Source organism: Clostridium zhoujianii (assembly GCF_051590805.1).
Lineage (GTDB): Bacteria > Bacillota > Clostridia > Clostridiales > Clostridiaceae > Clostridium.
The window spans coordinates 2,108,139-2,124,506 of the sequence record NZ_JBPUTF010000001.1; the positions used below are offsets into that span (position 1 = coordinate 2,108,139).

Sequence of the window (16,368 nt, forward strand, 5' to 3'; positions counted from 1 at the left end):
TATATCGCTCAATACTATTCCTCCCATCCTAATAACTTTTTCTCTAAATCTGCCATTTGATTTTCATCTGAATAAATAGATCTTGGTTCAAAATTATTAAATCCATTTGTCTTACTATTATTCTGTCTCTGTGGTTTCTCTAACTTAAACCCTTTAGTCTTCCAGTTCTTAAGAATACCTTTTACGTATTTTATATTCCTAACTCCTGCTGCATTAGCTTCTTTAAGTGCTTCTTGTACCCATACTTCTGTATATTCTTCTTCTAATAACTCTAAATCACTTAAAATCACTGTATTAATAGACCCAAATCCTAATTCTTCATACAACGACAATGACAGTTTTATATTATTATCTTTATCTCTTACTCTATCTCTATCTCTATCTCTATTCTCTGGTGGATGTTTGTCCGAATCTATTGGGACAATGTCGGGACAAATGTCCCCTTCTCCCAATAACCTGTGCCTTTCTTCCTTAATTCTATTTCTATACTCCCTTTTTCTATCAGCTTCTGAGCTACTTTTACCTATTAGGCTTTGGATATCGAGCATATAGATTGCCCCATTATCCAAAACCTCAATTAATCCTAATTCTCTAAATATACATAGAGCCTTATCTACTGTATCTGTATTATGATTTGTTATTGTTGCTATCATCTTAGGGCTATAAGGAATATTTTCTTTAAACATTAGCTTTCCATCAGTTTTTAAAGATTTAAGGTATAATTTCATTAAAATATCTGAATATAGATAACCATTATCCATAGCTTGAAGTATCTTCATATCTTCTGTCTCATAAAAATTTTCTTTTATTTTTAAGTAGTAATACTTCTTGTTATCACTCACTCAGTCACCCCCTAGAATGGTCCACAACTAGTAATAAGTTTTTCTCTATATGCTTCATTATTTTCTTCATATTGCTCTATAATGTTTTTAAGTTCTTCTATCTCTGCATCTTTTCTTAATAATTCATTTTCATAATAAGAACTATCATGTTTATATTTATAATCTAGAATAGTATCTAGTACTTGATCTAGCATTATTGGTTCTAGTAATATATTTGCTCTAGTAACATCATTAACAAACCTTAAGTTTACTTCTGTATCACAATGCTGGCATATGTCTACATCTAATCTTTCCTCAAATTTATTTGAATTAATGCTTATCATTACTTGCACCTACCTTTTTGTTAAGCCTTTCAGATACCTCATTGTATTGATCCAAAGTAAGTTGCTCTATCATATCAATCCCAAAATCATGTTTTATAACTTTCAATATGCTAGGTAATGAGATATTAGCTTTCTTACCTACCTCAATTAAATTAGAGACTTCTGTCGCTGTAACTTTCTTAGGCAATGCCCATTCTGGTAATGGTGGAGCTTTCCAATATATAGTCTTTCTTACTTCTTTATTTCCTTCCTTAACCTTTGCCTGCGCCTTCTTCCAATCTGTTAAATCTTTAGGCTTTTCATGTGAACATATAGCAAAGTTTTCTGTAAGGTTATATAAATATCTACCTATTCCAAATCCACTTGATGCACATCTCTTAAGAGACCCACTAATCCCACCTTTGAAAGGTTCAACATTACTCTCGCTTGCCCCATCTTCTTTATAAATCCATTCTTTCGTTGTTTCATCATAAACAGATATTCTACAAATAATATTTGTATCTCCATTGCATGTCCTATACTCTACTTTCCATCCATTCCAACCAAATACATGATCTAATCTATTTTGAATTGCCCTAGCTTGTACATAGCATAAAACCATAGCCCAAGGCTTATTATTACTTATGCCACATTGTTGAACCCTCCACTCTATTTCCTTCTCTCCAAAAGGCTTTCTTAATTCTTCTAAGATATCCATAAATCCCTCCTATTCAGCTTTAACTGTTATACTTTCAGTTTCTTCTATAGTTACGAATGGAAGTATTTCTTCTGTTGTCTTATCTATTCCATCCTTAAATACTTTCTTAAGTTCTGTCTTGTTTACTTCCTCCTTAACTCTAACTAGTTCTGGAGCATTGTCTTTAAGATATTTAACAAGTGAATCTTCATCTTCATAGGTCCACTTGCTTGACTTTCTAGCTGTAACTTTTCCATAAGGAGTAGATAATTTAAACTTCTTATCATTAGCCTTTTCATTCTTGTAATACTCTTCTAGTAAAAAACTAAAGTATTGCTTATCTCCTTCATACTGCTTTAACTCTGACTCTCTCCAAACTGTTATCCTTGCTATTTCTTCATCTGCTATAGCTTTTATGTCGGATTCTTTATTTTCTATTGCTCTAAGCTTTCTAAATGCCCAAGTTGCCCCCTCTAGATTTTCAATCTTAAAACCTTCTCTAACTTCTTGTAAGTCAGATATTAATAATGCATTCTCCATTTCTACATCCCCCTTAAATCTCTAATAATTCGTCCACTCTTTATGTCAAAAACTTCTCCATTGTCTATATCCTCTGTTGGTGATATAATATCCTCATACGATTTGCTATGGTTGTTTCCCTTACTTTGGTCGGTAGGGTTACAACCTATTTTTATAAGTTCTTCATCTAAAATTTCCTTAAATGGTCTATGGTCCACTTCTGACCTTTCTAAAATCTTTCTAGTTACATAACTAGCCTTTACTAATTCAATACCCATACATCCCTCCTAAACATTAATCACATATATTAGACTAAGCATACTTGCTATAGTTAATATGCTATTTATTAACTTGCTCTTAAGCTTCTTACTCTCTATAAGATTTATGAAACATATAGAGAAACTAACTAATGTAAATACAACTGCAATAGATCCTAAAATCAATCTCCCTGTTGAAGTCACCATTTCCTCAACTCCTTAAGGCACTTTTTACATATATTCTTCCCTTTGTAATTAACAATTTCTCTAGCTTCTCCACAGAATATACAGCTTGGACTATACTTCTTTAGTATTATATTTTCCCCTTCTGTATAAATTTCTAAAGCATCTTTTTCGCTAATATCTAATGTCCTTCTTAATTCTACTGGTATTACTATTCTCCCTAACTCGTCTACGCTTCTTACAATACCTGTTGCTTTCATTTATATTTCCTCCTTAATTTTTATATTTCCCCTAACATATGGTAAAATTATGTTGAAAGGGGGTGTTTTTTATGGATAGAACCACAGCTTGTCATAATATTGCTATGACATCTGCTAAAATATATATTGATTCAAATTTACAAGAGTATAAGGTATCTGGTTATTCTGCTTTAGTTGAAGATTTAACTTCTAAATATATAGAAGCTTATCAATTGGCAGAAAAACAATTCAAAGATTTACCATCACCTAAAATCAATGTTATTGATAGGTCAAAATTGGGACTTTAAAGTTTTACAATCATAGGTAGAATACTCTGCACATCAGACAAAATAGATTGTGCATGACTTATTGTTAGATATTCTTCTCCGGCAAGAGTTTCGATTATCTTAGCTATAAGTTGTGCATCTTCTTTTTTAGATTTAAAACCTATTAACCTGTTATCACATATATCTCGCACTTTCTCTTCATATTTATGCTTTGTTTTAGTTCTTTTAATGATATATTCAGCAATAACTTTGCCATTTAAAATTAATTTTATTAGTGAATCTTGAACTGGTACTTCTGGAGCAGTTCTTTCTAATAAATTAATTACATATTCAAAAAACTCTGTATCACTATCTTTAACTTCATATTCAAAACAAATTTCTGAACACTCTTTAAAATCTTTAGCTTTATTTAATACTTCTTCCCTGGTGGTCATTTATATCTTCTCCTTTTCATTTAGTAGCTGAAAACATCTATTACCTAGCGTTACTTGTTCCATAAGCATATCTTTTAACTTCTGATTTTCCTCTTTAAGCCTCTTAATTTCTCTTTCCATATTTCTTTTAAGTATAGGAGAAAACTTTTCTAAATCTACTCCATCAAGCTCTAAAATATAATTGGGATTAAATCTATTTTTAATAGGCACACCCTTACAAGGACTTATTACCCCTTGCCTTATATTTTCTCTTATTGTTTCTTCATGACACTTCCAATGTTTTGCTAAATCTTTAATTGTTAATAAATCATCCATTACGCTCCTCCTCAAATATCTCTACATACTTTTATTAAGAATCCGTTCTGTTTAAATTAAAAAAACGATTGTTACTTTCAGATTTTACATACTATCACTTCTATAATTGTTATGCTCTTTTCATTAGATATTCATTCTATCTTTATCGTTGATCTACATTTCACTTGTCCCTTATGCTACCCCATGTTTAATTGCTAATTTTGTAACTATATTTATATATCCATTTATTAATTTCTTATCTTCTGCTATAACATCCAACGGATTAATATTATTAATTTTAGATTTACTAGCCCCTTCCAAAGCCATGTTTTTCTTTTTATTTTGCAATCTTCTATTAACATCTACTGCATATGTTTCATTAAGTATCTTGTACGATTCTTCTCTAACATTTCTTATATACTCAAATCCACCAATCTTGTTTGCTATCTTGTTAATTAAAGTAGCTGTATCTTTTCTCCATTGGTTCGGATTAAGAGTAATTGCATCTCTGATTCCTTGAATCTCTTCTTTTGTTTCTTCTATTGACGCTTTAATTTTCTTTTGCTCTAGCTCATTATTTGCTATGGCCTTAAACATTTGATTGAACATTTGAAGTTCTGGAGATAATTGAGCTGTATTAAAAATATTTTCTTTAGCTACCTTTTCACACTTGATAAAATACCCTCTTGCCTCTTTACCCCTTTCATTGTTTTCTACCATAGAAAGCTCTTTAGCCATTTCAACTGTTATTGCATACTCATTTTTAGGCCTACCACCATTTTCACAAATTTGTGAAATACTAAAATCTTCATTTTCTACAAAACCATACTGCTCTATTCTTTGTTTAATCCAATCTGTGAATTGTCTTCTATTTTCAAGAAAATCATGTAGTTCCCTAGCATTTACTAATTGATGCCCGTTTTCATTTGTAGTAATTTTTATTAATTCCTTCACTTTAAACCCTCCTAGTTTTATATTTTATTAATGCTTGCTCATTAAATTAGTTTGATAATATATTCATACTTTCCATTGCCAATATTGACATCTTTCTTATATGCTCCGCTTGTTTTCTAACTTTCTCCTCCAACTCGTCCACTTTCCCTTCAAGCCTTCTTCTTTCGAGTGGAGATAGTAAATTTGGCTGAATGCCTTCAATTTTTGATATTTCTGAAATACTATATCTTGGAGAAGGTATACTAGGAACTCTTGTAATTATTCCATCAGTTTCATATTTAATTACTGTTTGGACACTTACCTCCCACCTTCTAGCCAATGTTTCTCTACTTATTAATGTTGGACTATCCATACTATTACTTCCTTTTACTATCAATAGTTTTTAATATTTCTATTAAAGTTTTCTTATATTCTTCCAACTCTAGGCCTCCTTTTGTCGCAAATTTGCGACATCACAATTAAAAATTAAAGCCAACTCCTCCATCTGCTCTTCCGTAGGTTCTTTGCCCTCATTTTCGATTCGCTGATAGTTACGCGTTGACATTCCTAGTTTGCTTGCTACCGCATATTGCATTAATCCAACTTCTAATCTTTTCGTTTTAATAAGGCTTTTCAAGTGTATCACCCCCTTGCCTTGATTTTATTATGTCGCATTTTTAAGACGTCGTCAATTCCTAATTTCACCAAATTTCGCCATATACACAATTTAACTTGTATTTACTTCTATTATCTGTTAATGTCTTTATTTTAATACATTTTTCATATTTTATTGAAATTGTTTATTTAAAATGTCTTGTATTCACGACATACAAATGATAGACTATACTTAGGAAGGAGTTTTTAACTATGGAATTTAGATTTAAATTAAAAGAATGTCGTGATAATTTGGGGTTAACACAAGAACAATTTGGTAAAAAAACAGGATTCTCAAGAACTACCATAAGCGAATTAGAAAATGGTACGAGAAAAGGAACTTTAAAAACAATTGAAAAGATTGCTAAGGCTACAAATACTACTGTAAGTGAGTGGTTAGAACCAGGTGATAATATTACTGTCAATCAATTTGAGGGTTTGACAATGGTAATAGATACCTTATTAGAGGTTGGACAAATTAAAGAAAGTGGAGAAATGAGCGAAGAAGCTAAAAACCTATTAATGAAAATGCTTGAAAGTGAAGTTAAATTATATATAAGTAACAAAAAGAACTAGGTCAATCCCCTAGTCTTTTTAATATCTCTTTCAAAGTTTTTATGTACTCACAATATACATCTTCCATCTCAACCCCTCCACCTTTTTTATTATAGCAAGATTTTCTACATAATGCAAACGTACGTTCGTATTATGTATCATAAAAGTAAAGGAGAATTAACGTGGAATATAATATTACCTACAGGCAAAAGGACAAAGGTTGGCAATTTATAATATCTTACAAGGTGAATAGCAAATGGAAACAGAAAGCTAAACAGGGTTTTAAAACTAAAAAGGAAGCAAAACCAATCGCAGAAAAAGAAGTATTAAAACTTAAGGAACTAATTAATAATGAAAGCTTAATAATTAATGATAAATACAATACGATCCTATTTTCGACCTTGTATGAGCTGTTTATAAACCATATGAAATTGTATCGAGAAAATAATACTATTGATAGTTATAAGTTTTCATATGCAAAATTTAAAGAACTTCACAATATGAAAGTTGCTGATATAAAGAAGATACACATTCAAAAATCAGTAGATGCTTTAATAGGAGAAGGGATAAAAGCTTCATCAATAGAAACATACACGAAGAAAATTAAGCAACTATTTGTATATTACAAAGATAATTATGATCCCTCCTACATCATACCCACTAACGAAATGATAATGCCAAGACCTTCAAAGACCACTAAAAATGCACTAACTTTAGAAGAAACTGATAAAATGCTGAAAGAATTGAAGGGCTCTAAGTTTTATATAGTAATTTTACTATGTGTAAAATGTGGTTTAAGAAGGGGCGAAGCATTAGGAGTAACTTGGAGTGATTTAGATGAGGTTAATATGACATTAACTATAAATAAACAATGGAAAAAGATATCAAGTGAGTTATGGGGTTTTGGAAGCACTAAGAATAAAAAGACCAGAATAGTACCAATATCAAGTTCTACATTGAAGGAGTTAAAAGAGTATAAGAGCAAAGCAGTTACCGATATTAATAATAGGATATTTACCCACACTGGATTATACGTATCTCAAGTTGTAAATAAAGAGTTGAAGAAATATGGAGTAACGTTACATGAATTAAGACATACATTTACTACAAACTTAATAGCAAATGGAGTTGACTTTAAAACTGCAGCTGAATTGATAGGAGATACTGTAGAAATGGTTTTAAAAACATATAGCCACGTAAATGATGATATGATGAAGAATGCACAAAGGGTTATATCTTCAATTTTTTAAATATAATTTTTGCCGTTTCTTTTGCCGAATTGTATTAAAGTTAGTAATATAGCCATCCAACACTACATTTCAACATTCCACGCTAAAATGTAGGGATTGATTTTAATTTAAAGCATATACAAAGTTATCTATATGACATGATTAATCGGCAATTACGATTTTTAGAATTATAATATTAATATAATTTAACAAAATTATTTTTGACGGCAAAAGAAAATACTAATGATAAAAAGCTAGTAGATAATTATCTACTAGCTTTTATTCTGTATAAATTTACATCTATTTTCAAATGTTATTTGTGATCCTTAACTTCAACTGTATAATTTTAATTTCATTGTTTCGTTATTAGTATTGTATTTTCAAGTGCTTCTCTTTCAAAATTATAAAAAGAAGCAAGCGAGAAATCTCACTTGCTCCTTTTAAATTACCTTCTTCTTTAAAATTGTCTTTCCTAAACTTAAGCTTTTATATTAATCAAATTTATCAATAGCTATGCCATCTGCATTTAGCGTATAACCATCTACTATTGTATTAATTTCAGCATGACCGTAAATTTTATTAAAATAATACCACTTACCATCTATCTTTTGCCACCCTGTCCACATGTTTCCGTAGGTCGGATCAGTGAAATACTTTTGCCCATTCACATATACCCATCCTAATTCACAATGTCCATAAGTTTCATTTAGATAGTACCACTGGTCATTTACTTTTTGCCATCCTTTAAGCATATAACCATCATTTGAATCAAGTAAATAACTATTATTGTTTACATATATCCATCCTTTTTCCATGTATCCATCATTTTCATTCATATAATACCATTTGTCTCCGAGCTGTAGCCATCCTTTTTCTGCATGTCCATAAGTTGTATTAAAATAATATTTATTCCCACCTACATCATTCCATCCTGTCCTCATATGTCCATATGTAGGATCTAAATAGTATCTATTACCATTGATTTCTATCCAACCTGTTAACATATGTCCATAAGTTTCATTTAAATAGTACCAGTAACCATTTACTTGTTGCCATCCAATTAACATATGTCCATCATTTGAGTCAAGATAGTAACTATGATTATTAACATATATCCACCCTTTTTGTTTTACTCCATTATTGTAATAATATGATTTCCCCTCTTCATATGTCCATCCATTTTTATTAGGATTTTCTATATCCCCTGGCTCTATTCTTCTTGCTTTCCATACATCTCCTAGATTTACAACTCTCACATACTCATGAGATTTAGGCGATTCAATTACCTGTCCATTTCCTATATATATTTGAACATGATCTGCATGTGGAAAAACTAGATCTCCTGGTTGCAGCTCACTTCTAGATATTGCAACCCCTGCATTAACTTGACTATACGTTCCGGCTCCAATGTTAATTCCTAATACCTTACTATAAACGTATGATGTTAATCCAGAACAATCAAATGCCCTATATCCCATATTGACATATTTTTCGGCTGTAGTATATCTTCCCTCTGCAGTTGCTGCTGGATACAACTTCTTAAGTTCATTTAATGAGTTAGTAGTTAAATATTCACCCTTTCCGCCCCAAACATATGGACTTCCAAGATATTTTTTTGCCTCATCCACAATAGCTTGTCCTTGTGTAGTTGTTACACCTTTAGCTTGTACACTTGGAATTAATGCTCCAATCATACAAAACAATAGTGCTGCTGAAAATATTTTTTTAAACTTTTTCATTTTGTCTCCCCCTTTTGTTCCTTCACTGAAAATGTTATCATAAAATTACCATCATTTCCTTTTTAAGTTCAAAAAGACATTTTTTACTCACAACTTGTCAATATATTGTCTTTTGGGTTAATTTTTATACACAAAATGACTTATTAATGTATGAAGTGATAAAAAGGTAGTAAATAGAACTTAATCTACTCACTACCCTTTTTCTACTAGTTAACTCTGTATACATGTGATAATCCATTTCTATTTTTCTTAATTTACTCATACTCTCTTCCCACATACTAAGCACCCATTTATATCATGCCCCCTAAAGTCTCCCTTCTTTTTAATTCTATAAGCAAATCTAATGTGCTAATCTCACCTTCTAATAAAACCAATACTGACACATCCAACATCTCTGCAATCATCTTTAACAATCCAAAAGATGGTACTCTCTTATTCCCCTCATAATACTGTATAGTTCTATCTGATAGTTCAATAAGTTCAGCTAGTTGTTTCTGTGTTAATCCTCTATCCTTCCTTAATTCTTTTATATTCTCTCCAATTGTCATTAATCCTCATCCCATCCTAATAGTTTTTCTAAATCTATAATTTCTTTTTCATCTGAATAAATAGATCTATCTTCAAAGTCACTAAATTCATTAGACTCTATTATACCAAAATTTTCTGAGATATGCAAACATACGTTCTCATTGTGTGATGTAACGAGAATTTGTATAGAATATTAAATTCCTCATTTTCTTCAACTTATATTACTAATTATTATTTTTATTTCATACAATAGTTTATTATTCAATCCTTTCTTAACATTTTGGTACATTATCTCTCTAAGATTAGTTAAGTGGTAATTTACCTGTATCTTTTATACATAAGTGATAAGGTATATCCCCACCTTATTTTGTAATATCTAGCTCAAGATGATATGATAGGGCCTATGGAGTTAAGGAGGATGTATAGATGAATATAGATTTTACAAGGCTTCAAGAAAAAGCATATAACATTACTAAGACTTATATGAATAAAATAAAAATGATTCCTAAAAAAGATTATGATATTTATCATGTAGAATATTGCGAGTTAGATTACAGCAATAGTAATATCGTTATAAAGCTGCAATTTGAAGAAGACCCTAAAATAGTTAAAGCCATGGAGGAAATAGGTTGGACTATCGAAAGAAGATATGTAAATGATAATGGATCACCATCAAAATTCTGTAACGGTGAATTTGATGATTCTTTTGGTGATTATGGGAATTATAAAATGATAAGAATGATTGTTAAATAATACTTAGAGGTACTAGCTAAAATTAAATTCTTAGCTAGTACCTCCTTTAATTTTACTATTAATTATAAAGTAACTATATTATATGGCTACTTCCCTTCTACTTTATCAAGATTCTTATTATAAATAAACATGTAAAGTGAAGCTGCAAATATAACTAAATATCCTATAAAGCTAAGATAATCTGGTAATGCTCCAAATATCACTAAGCTTATTATTGCTGAGAATATTATATTTGAATAGTCAAATATTGAAATCTCCTTTGCCGGTGCATAATTATAAGCTAATGTTATACCAAACTGACCTATACTTGCAAAGACTCCAGCTAATAATAAGTAGATAAGTTGCATAATTGTCATTGGTTTATATACAGCAATCATAAATGGGAATATTACTATAAGAGAGAATAATGAGAAGTAAAATACTATTGTATAATGCTTTTCTTTTCCACCTAACGCTCTAAGACAAGTATAAGCTGCTGCTGCTGTTATTGCACCTCCTACACCTGCTAATGCAGGTATAATCTCTAAATTAAAGGATGGCTTTATAATAAATAATGACCCTGCAAATGCAATTGCTAAGGCTATAGCCTGCTTTGATTTTATCTTTTCACTTAAAAATAAAGCTGAGAAGATAATTACAAAGAATGGACTTAATTTATTTAGCATATTAGCATCAGATAATACTAATCTATCTATAGAATAATAATTTAATACTATTCCTATTGTCCCAAATAATGACCTCATAATAAGGGTCTTTTGATTTTCCTTCTTTCCAAAATAGCTTTCATTATGTTTAACAATTAGTACAAAAGCCACTATTGCTGAAACTAAATTTCTAAAGAAGGTCTTTTGAAATGATGGTAAATCTCCAGATAGCTTAACAAAAGCTGACATCATTGCAAATCCAAAGGCTGATAATATTATAAAAATTATCCCTTTTGTCCTGTTACTTAAATTATTAAAATTCATTTCTTCCTCCTTCTATCTAATACCTTTAATATACCACTACTGATAAGGGTTTTCAACTATAACACCCCTTATATAACAGTATCATTTAACATCTATTTTTCATTCACTTAGTTAGGAAAGGAAATCTCATATAAGCTTCTATACATGAAAAAGCAGTAAGATATACTACTCTTACTGCTTTAAATATATTAATTTATTCCCACCAAAAATACCAAACCTTAGAATTTCCTAAGCTACTTTGAAGATTCTTAACACTTTCTACCCCTTGCCAAACTATATCTCCACAATATAAATACTGCTCCATAGCTATAACTTCCAGTTCCTTCTCATCAACTATAGGATCCTCAAGCTTAAATTGTATAGTATCACTACCAACGCATATTGGATAAGCTCCATATTTTTCAAACCAGTGCTTTGCTATAGCTACATGAACTATGTTATCAGGACAATCATTGTATCCTCCCATAGGTACATAAGCTAAAACTTCATAAGCTTTATCTGTTGGAATCTTCGCTAGGTAAATATTTTCACCTTTTTCTCCTAGATACACTGAGTTAGATTCTTCATAAATAGTATCTCCCTCTTTATCCTCAAGATTACCTTCTTCTTTATAAACCTTCTTTCTGTCTTCAAAAAAACTCTTAACATCAAATTTAGGATACTCATCTAAGCAAGCATTAACAAACCCCTGGAATGAACTATAGTCTTCTTCAGCAAATACTACATTTTCCTCCATTAATCCGTGCTCATCCTCAATAATTATTATAGGAGTATACCCTTTTGCTTTGCCGTCCTCGCGCATTACATTAAATAGTCCCATTACCTTATGCTCATGGTTTTCAACTTTTATGCATTCAAATGGATATAAAGATTCAAGTCCCATAATAATCGCTCCTTCATATTAAATTTTTGACTTTTTGAAGTCCCTTATATTATATCAATAATTTATAGGAAAAAGATTACTTTTTACAAAAATATTTTATTTTTACAATTTGTATTTTATATAACTTCAATTTTTTTCAAACCTCTAATTTACTAAATAGAATATCTTCTGCTTTCCTTTATATATAAGCTTTTTTATAATAATAGGTACTATATCCTCTTAAGTCATATCATCTAAATTAAAGTAAAGTATCTAGTTTATTATAGAGTAAAAAGACTGTGAAAAGTACTCTTCTCACAGTCTCAAAACAGAAAGTTCCCCAATCATTAATTATACAAACTACATATCTATATATTACCTTAAAAATATATTTTTGTAAATATAATCCCATTATAAAACTTTATTTGAAAAATTAACCATTTTATTGTAGAATAGAATTAATTAACATAGGGTAAGAAGGTGTAATATAAATATGAGTAATGAATATTGCGCTCTTATAACAAATTTATTTAAAGAGCCTAAATTTAAAAACCTAGAAAATTTTTTAATAAAAAACTCTACAGTTTCAAATGATAAATTTAATATTGGGTTATCTGATGGATTTGCTGATTATTTTAATAATAATACAATTACTCCAGACAACTGGAAATTGTTGTGTAAATGGAGTGCAATAGATTATGGACAAGCTCCAACAGATTCCAAAGAAGAATTTCTTCCCTTCTGTGCCATAAAAGGATTTGGAGAATTCTATACTTACGGATCTGTAAAAGAGCAACGTTATATATTAAGTGTCTTTCAAAGTGCAATGAATGACCGTCGTTGGAGAATAAGAGAAGCTGTAACTATGGCATTTCAAAGAATTGCTAGAAATAACTTCTTTTCTATAAAAAAAATTATTAACAAATTCTATCCAGACTCTAATCTTTTAGAAAAGCGTGCCTTCATTACATCACTTGCTGACCCAGTAATATTAAAGAAGGAATCAAATGTAATATTTTGTTTAGATCTAAGTGAAAAAATACTAAAAGAAATTATGATTTTAACCCCTAAAGAACTTAATAGTATAGAATTTAAAATTTTGTCAAAGTCATTAGAGTCTATACTTAGTATATTCGTAGCTTACTTACCTAATGAAGGTTTTGAAATGCTCAAAAAGTTTTCAATTGTATCTGGAGATGAAAAGGATATCTCTAGGATTCTTAAATCAAATTTAGGAAAAGTTATACTACACAAAAACTATGGTGATGAGGTAACTGAGGTGTTCCGTTTAATGAATCAATGATCTACTAGAATAAAAATGTAGAGTTAAGTTTAATATAAAACCTAACTCTACATTTTCTATTTTATGATCTTATCAAAGCCTTATCAAGAATAACAGATAATTTAGATACATAATAAACAAACTTATCCTTAAATTCCTCTATTGTAGTATTCTCATCAAAATTAATTTCTACAAATGCTATTCCATTAACACCATCGTATTCCTTTATATGATCATCTTCTAACATTGCGATATTTTTATAAACCTGTTCCTTAACCCTATTTCTCCTATCCTCAAAAGCAGCATAAGCTTCAGGAAGTGACCACTTTTCAAGACTAGTTCTTGATATATAAGGATTCGGCTCATAGTGAATAGTTAGCTTTAATCTCTCTCTTATTATATTAAAGCTACCTTCCATATGGATATCATAAGTATCTTTATTAATTCCATATATATCATTTTCCCATCTTGCCTCTTTACCCATCCATTCACCTTTTGTTATCTTTGTTATAAAACCTAATTCATCACTACCGCCTGTTTTTCCAAAGAACTCAAGTTTTAAATTATTAGGATAATCTATTGAAAGTATTAGTTCTCTAAACTTAATAAATACCTTTTCTTTTTCTTCATGCTTCAATAATACATTAAGAAACTTATCTTTTTCAGATATGTTTCCACTAGAATAATAATTTATCATCTTTGCACAGAAGTCTTTGTATATTTTATTTAATCCAGCATCTTCTACCTCAACCCATACATTTTCTACTAAATCATTATAGGTTTTTATTATGTAGTCTTCGCTTGAATGGCTTCCATCTTCAGTTAAGGATAAATATACAAATTTCCGCTCTAGCCTTCTACCATCTAAGTCTATCTTTTCTTCTGCTAATATTTCATTAATACATGCATCTTCCGAATATACAATAATTTGATTATGTCCAGTACTTGCTTTCAATTTACTTTCAATAACTGTTACTATTACATTCTCTTTACCTTCTGCTATTATAATGATATCTGGTACCCCTCTAGATGTCCCAATTTTTGTTCTAGCTTCAACCCTATATTGACTAGTATCTTTAATCTCTACAATGTGATGTAAAAATGAATTTCTAAAATTCAATGAATTATTTATTAACCTTACTATTAAATTGCTAATAATCTTCTCGTCATACGTTATTCCTAATAAATCCACTGTATTTATTGACATAGTCTCACATCCTCTAATATCTAAAATCAACTTTAATTTCACTAATCAAATATTATAGCCTATATAGTCTGATACTACCATAAAATACTACATTTTTAAACATTATAGTAAATGAAATACCCTATTTCTTGTAAATAGTGACCTTAGTCCTTACTCTTAAATTATTACTTAAACCTAGGATTATAAGTGATGATTTTCAAACAAAATAATTAAGGGTAATATTGCACCATTACCCTTAATTATTTTATCTACATTTAATATTTTTATCCCACTATCTTATATTTTTACTACTTAATATCTAACTTAATTATTTCATCTGTTAAAATAGTGTAGTTATTACTTGCATAATTGCAATCCATGTAATACTTTTTATTCTCATCTAACTTTGGTAATACATAGGTAACCTTCTTATCTAGAATTCCCAATACTTCCTTATCAGCCTCATATGCTGAATATACACCTTCCTTTGATATATCCTCTTCCACTGAAAAATTCCATAAAGAATTATATCCAACTACTCTTGCTGTTACTAATGTTCTATCCTCTTCATACTTAATATCTTCTATTTCTATTGATTCATTATCATTAAAGTTATATTTCTTACCCTTCTCTAATAAATATTGATTACTTTGCTTTACATCTTTTACTGATTGTAAACCCCTATCAACTATTGGAATAATATATGTCTCTCCACCTGTACTAGGTAAACTATGTTGACTAGAGTATATATCTCCCTTCACTCCCCCAAAAACAGCTCCAAGCTTTCCTTGTTTACTATTCCATAAATAGTACTGTAAACTATTATTTTTACCAGTTGTACTTTCCTTTGTATCAATGATTACTCTGGTTGGAAATTTTCTAACCTTTAAAAATTCAATAGAATTTCCATTTGCTATTACTGTCTTATTAATTTCATATTCTTCTATTGGTATTCCCTTATTCTTCAGCTCTAATTTTAGAGGCTCTCCTTTAACTGGAATCTCTTCTGATTCTCCATAACCTATCATTAATTTATTAACATCTAAAGTACCCTTTAATATTTCTGGCAACTTACTTCCATCTGTAGGGCTAATATTATATGTCATCATCCCAGCAAAGGTGTAATCATCTATAAGACTTCCTTCTTCTAGAAACCCCTCATAATTAATATCAAAATCAGGTTTTACTTTTAAATTAAGCCAATACTTTCTTAATAGATCTAGAGGTTTATCACTCTTGACTGTATAGAATATATTCATTTCAATATCATCATAATAAATATCCTCTATATTAATAGTATAATCACCGGCTTCAACTGTGTAACCTATTGCTTGTGCTTGCTCTTTATATCCTTCCTTACCAAATTGCTCATTAAAATACCCTATCACTCTACCTACTACTGGTATTTGATTAGCATAAACTGGGAAGCTAATTCCAAAGGTAAATACAGCTATTGTAGATACTGCCGCTATTGCTCCAATCCTTCTTAATATTCCTTTTCCTCTTTTTATATCTTTACAAGTATTATTAACCTTTTCTCTTAATTCTACTGGTGGTTCAACTTTAGATTCCTTAGACATCCTTCTTAATTGCTCATCAAATTTATCCATAATATAAATCCCCTC

24 protein-coding genes are annotated in these 16,368 nt (G+C 29.9%); 5 read left to right on the top strand and 19 right to left on the bottom strand.

Annotated features, from left to right (window positions below; all coding sequences use genetic code 11):
• Positions 1-14: 14 nt before the first annotated feature.
• The 7 genes from ACSYT2_RS10000 to ACSYT2_RS10030 are packed head-to-tail and all read right to left on the bottom strand — an operon-like array spanning position 15 to position 3,060.
• Positions 15-842: a phage replisome organizer N-terminal domain-containing protein gene (locus ACSYT2_RS10000; protein ID WP_438384661.1), complete on the bottom strand. Its 828-nt coding sequence runs from the start codon at positions 840-842 to the stop codon at positions 15-17.
• A gap of 11 nt (positions 843-853) precedes the next feature.
• Entirely contained in the window at positions 854-1,165 is a 312-nt protein-coding gene (locus tag ACSYT2_RS10005; RefSeq protein WP_438384662.1) for a hypothetical protein, read from the bottom strand.
• Entirely contained in the window at positions 1,152-1,862 is a 711-nt protein-coding gene (locus ACSYT2_RS10010) for a Rad52/Rad22 family DNA repair protein (protein WP_438384663.1), read from the bottom strand. The genes ACSYT2_RS10005 and ACSYT2_RS10010 overlap by 14 nt, the downstream gene beginning before the upstream one ends.
• Before the next feature lie 9 nt (positions 1,863-1,871).
• Entirely contained in the window at positions 1,872-2,381 is a 510-nt protein-coding gene (locus ACSYT2_RS10015; RefSeq protein WP_438384664.1) for a host-nuclease inhibitor Gam family protein, read from the bottom strand.
• Between the two features lie 2 nt (positions 2,382-2,383).
• Positions 2,384-2,638 carry a hypothetical protein gene (locus tag ACSYT2_RS10020; RefSeq protein WP_438384665.1) on the bottom strand — a complete coding sequence of 85 codons (255 nt, stop codon included), beginning with the start codon at positions 2,636-2,638 and terminating at the stop codon, positions 2,384-2,386.
• 9 nt (positions 2,639-2,647) lie between these two features.
• Positions 2,648-2,824: a hypothetical protein gene (locus tag ACSYT2_RS10025; RefSeq protein ID WP_438384666.1), complete on the bottom strand. Its 177-nt coding sequence runs from the start codon at positions 2,822-2,824 to the stop codon at positions 2,648-2,650.
• Positions 2,818-3,060, bottom strand: a complete 243-nt coding sequence (locus ACSYT2_RS10030; protein WP_438384667.1) for an AbrB/MazE/SpoVT family DNA-binding domain-containing protein — start codon at positions 3,058-3,060, stop codon at positions 2,818-2,820. Before ACSYT2_RS10030 ends, ACSYT2_RS10025 begins: the two co-directional genes overlap by 7 nt.
• A gap of 71 nt (positions 3,061-3,131) precedes the next feature.
• Here ACSYT2_RS10030 and ACSYT2_RS10035 point away from each other — a divergent pair, with 71 nt between their 5' ends.
• Positions 3,132-3,347 carry a hypothetical protein gene (locus ACSYT2_RS10035; protein ID WP_438384668.1) on the top strand — a complete coding sequence of 72 codons (216 nt, stop codon included), beginning with the start codon at positions 3,132-3,134 and terminating at the stop codon, positions 3,345-3,347.
• Here the strand turns inward: ACSYT2_RS10035 and ACSYT2_RS10040 are convergent.
• From ACSYT2_RS10040 to ACSYT2_RS10060, 5 genes are all read right to left on the bottom strand, one after another.
• The gene (locus ACSYT2_RS10040; RefSeq protein ID WP_438384669.1) at positions 3,344-3,760 is read right to left on the bottom strand and encodes a hypothetical protein; all 417 of its coding nucleotides are present in this window, start codon (positions 3,758-3,760) and stop codon (positions 3,344-3,346) included. The genes ACSYT2_RS10035 and ACSYT2_RS10040 overlap by 4 nt on opposite strands.
• Entirely contained in the window at positions 3,761-4,075 is a 315-nt protein-coding gene (locus ACSYT2_RS10045; RefSeq protein ID WP_438384670.1) for a helix-turn-helix domain-containing protein, read from the bottom strand.
• 171 nt (positions 4,076-4,246) lie between these two features.
• A complete protein-coding gene (locus ACSYT2_RS10050; protein ID WP_438384671.1) occupies positions 4,247-5,008 on the bottom strand; it encodes an antA/AntB antirepressor family protein in 762 nt (253 codons plus the stop codon).
• A 46-nt stretch (positions 5,009-5,054) separates the two neighbouring features.
• Entirely contained in the window at positions 5,055-5,360 is a 306-nt protein-coding gene (locus tag ACSYT2_RS10055) for a transcription factor (RefSeq protein WP_438384672.1), read from the bottom strand.
• 69 nt (positions 5,361-5,429) lie between these two features.
• Entirely contained in the window at positions 5,430-5,624 is a 195-nt protein-coding gene (locus ACSYT2_RS10060; RefSeq protein WP_438384673.1) for a helix-turn-helix domain-containing protein, read from the bottom strand.
• Between the two features lie 230 nt (positions 5,625-5,854).
• Between ACSYT2_RS10060 and ACSYT2_RS10065 the strand changes: the two genes are divergently transcribed.
• Both ACSYT2_RS10065 and ACSYT2_RS10070 read left to right on the top strand, forming a co-directional pair.
• Positions 5,855-6,217 carry a helix-turn-helix domain-containing protein gene (locus ACSYT2_RS10065; RefSeq protein WP_438384674.1) on the top strand — a complete coding sequence of 121 codons (363 nt, stop codon included), beginning with the start codon at positions 5,855-5,857 and terminating at the stop codon, positions 6,215-6,217.
• A 161-nt stretch (positions 6,218-6,378) separates the two neighbouring features.
• Positions 6,379-7,446 carry a site-specific integrase gene (locus ACSYT2_RS10070; protein ID WP_438384675.1) on the top strand — a complete coding sequence of 356 codons (1,068 nt, stop codon included), beginning with the start codon at positions 6,379-6,381 and terminating at the stop codon, positions 7,444-7,446.
• A 470-nt stretch (positions 7,447-7,916) separates the two neighbouring features.
• On the opposite strand, the gene ACSYT2_RS10075 is transcribed toward ACSYT2_RS10070, so the two are convergent.
• From ACSYT2_RS10075 to ACSYT2_RS10085, 3 genes are all read right to left on the bottom strand, one after another.
• Positions 7,917-9,164, bottom strand: a complete 1,248-nt coding sequence (locus ACSYT2_RS10075; protein WP_438384676.1) for a C40 family peptidase — start codon at positions 9,162-9,164, stop codon at positions 7,917-7,919.
• 290 nt (positions 9,165-9,454) lie between these two features.
• Complete coding sequence (locus tag ACSYT2_RS10080; protein WP_438384677.1) at positions 9,455-9,712, bottom strand: helix-turn-helix domain-containing protein; 258 nt, start codon at positions 9,710-9,712, stop codon at positions 9,455-9,457.
• Positions 9,712-9,840, bottom strand: a complete 129-nt coding sequence (locus ACSYT2_RS10085; RefSeq protein WP_438384678.1) for a hypothetical protein — start codon at positions 9,838-9,840, stop codon at positions 9,712-9,714. Before ACSYT2_RS10085 ends, ACSYT2_RS10080 begins: the two co-directional genes overlap by 1 nt.
• A gap of 278 nt (positions 9,841-10,118) precedes the next feature.
• Here ACSYT2_RS10085 and ACSYT2_RS10090 point away from each other — a divergent pair, with 278 nt between their 5' ends.
• On the top strand, positions 10,119-10,445 hold the full coding sequence (locus tag ACSYT2_RS10090; protein WP_438384679.1) for a hypothetical protein: 327 nt from the start codon (positions 10,119-10,121) through the stop codon (positions 10,443-10,445).
• Positions 10,446-10,531: 86 nt separating this feature from the next.
• Here ACSYT2_RS10090 and ACSYT2_RS10095 read toward each other — a convergent pair whose 3' ends face one another.
• Positions 10,532-11,413, bottom strand: coding sequence for a DMT family transporter (locus ACSYT2_RS10095; RefSeq protein ID WP_430855095.1), 882 nt, complete (start codon positions 11,411-11,413; stop codon positions 10,532-10,534).
• A 193-nt stretch (positions 11,414-11,606) separates the two neighbouring features.
• On the bottom strand, positions 11,607-12,296 hold the full coding sequence (locus ACSYT2_RS10100; protein ID WP_430855096.1) for a DUF4253 domain-containing protein: 690 nt from the start codon (positions 12,294-12,296) through the stop codon (positions 11,607-11,609).
• A gap of 472 nt (positions 12,297-12,768) precedes the next feature.
• On the opposite strand from ACSYT2_RS10100, the gene ACSYT2_RS10105 reads away from it, so the two are divergent.
• Positions 12,769-13,578 carry a hypothetical protein gene (locus tag ACSYT2_RS10105; RefSeq protein WP_438384680.1) on the top strand — a complete coding sequence of 270 codons (810 nt, stop codon included), beginning with the start codon at positions 12,769-12,771 and terminating at the stop codon, positions 13,576-13,578.
• Positions 13,579-13,639: 61 nt separating this feature from the next.
• Here the strand turns inward: ACSYT2_RS10105 and ACSYT2_RS10110 are convergent, their stop codons facing one another.
• Together ACSYT2_RS10110 and ACSYT2_RS10115 are read right to left on the bottom strand one after the other, a co-directional pair.
• A complete protein-coding gene (locus ACSYT2_RS10110) occupies positions 13,640-14,764 on the bottom strand; it encodes a hypothetical protein (RefSeq protein WP_438384681.1) in 1,125 nt (374 codons plus the stop codon).
• A gap of 287 nt (positions 14,765-15,051) precedes the next feature.
• Positions 15,052-16,353 carry a DUF4179 domain-containing protein gene (locus ACSYT2_RS10115; protein ID WP_438384682.1) on the bottom strand — a complete coding sequence of 434 codons (1,302 nt, stop codon included), beginning with the start codon at positions 16,351-16,353 and terminating at the stop codon, positions 15,052-15,054.
• Positions 16,354-16,368: the final 15 nt, after the last annotated feature.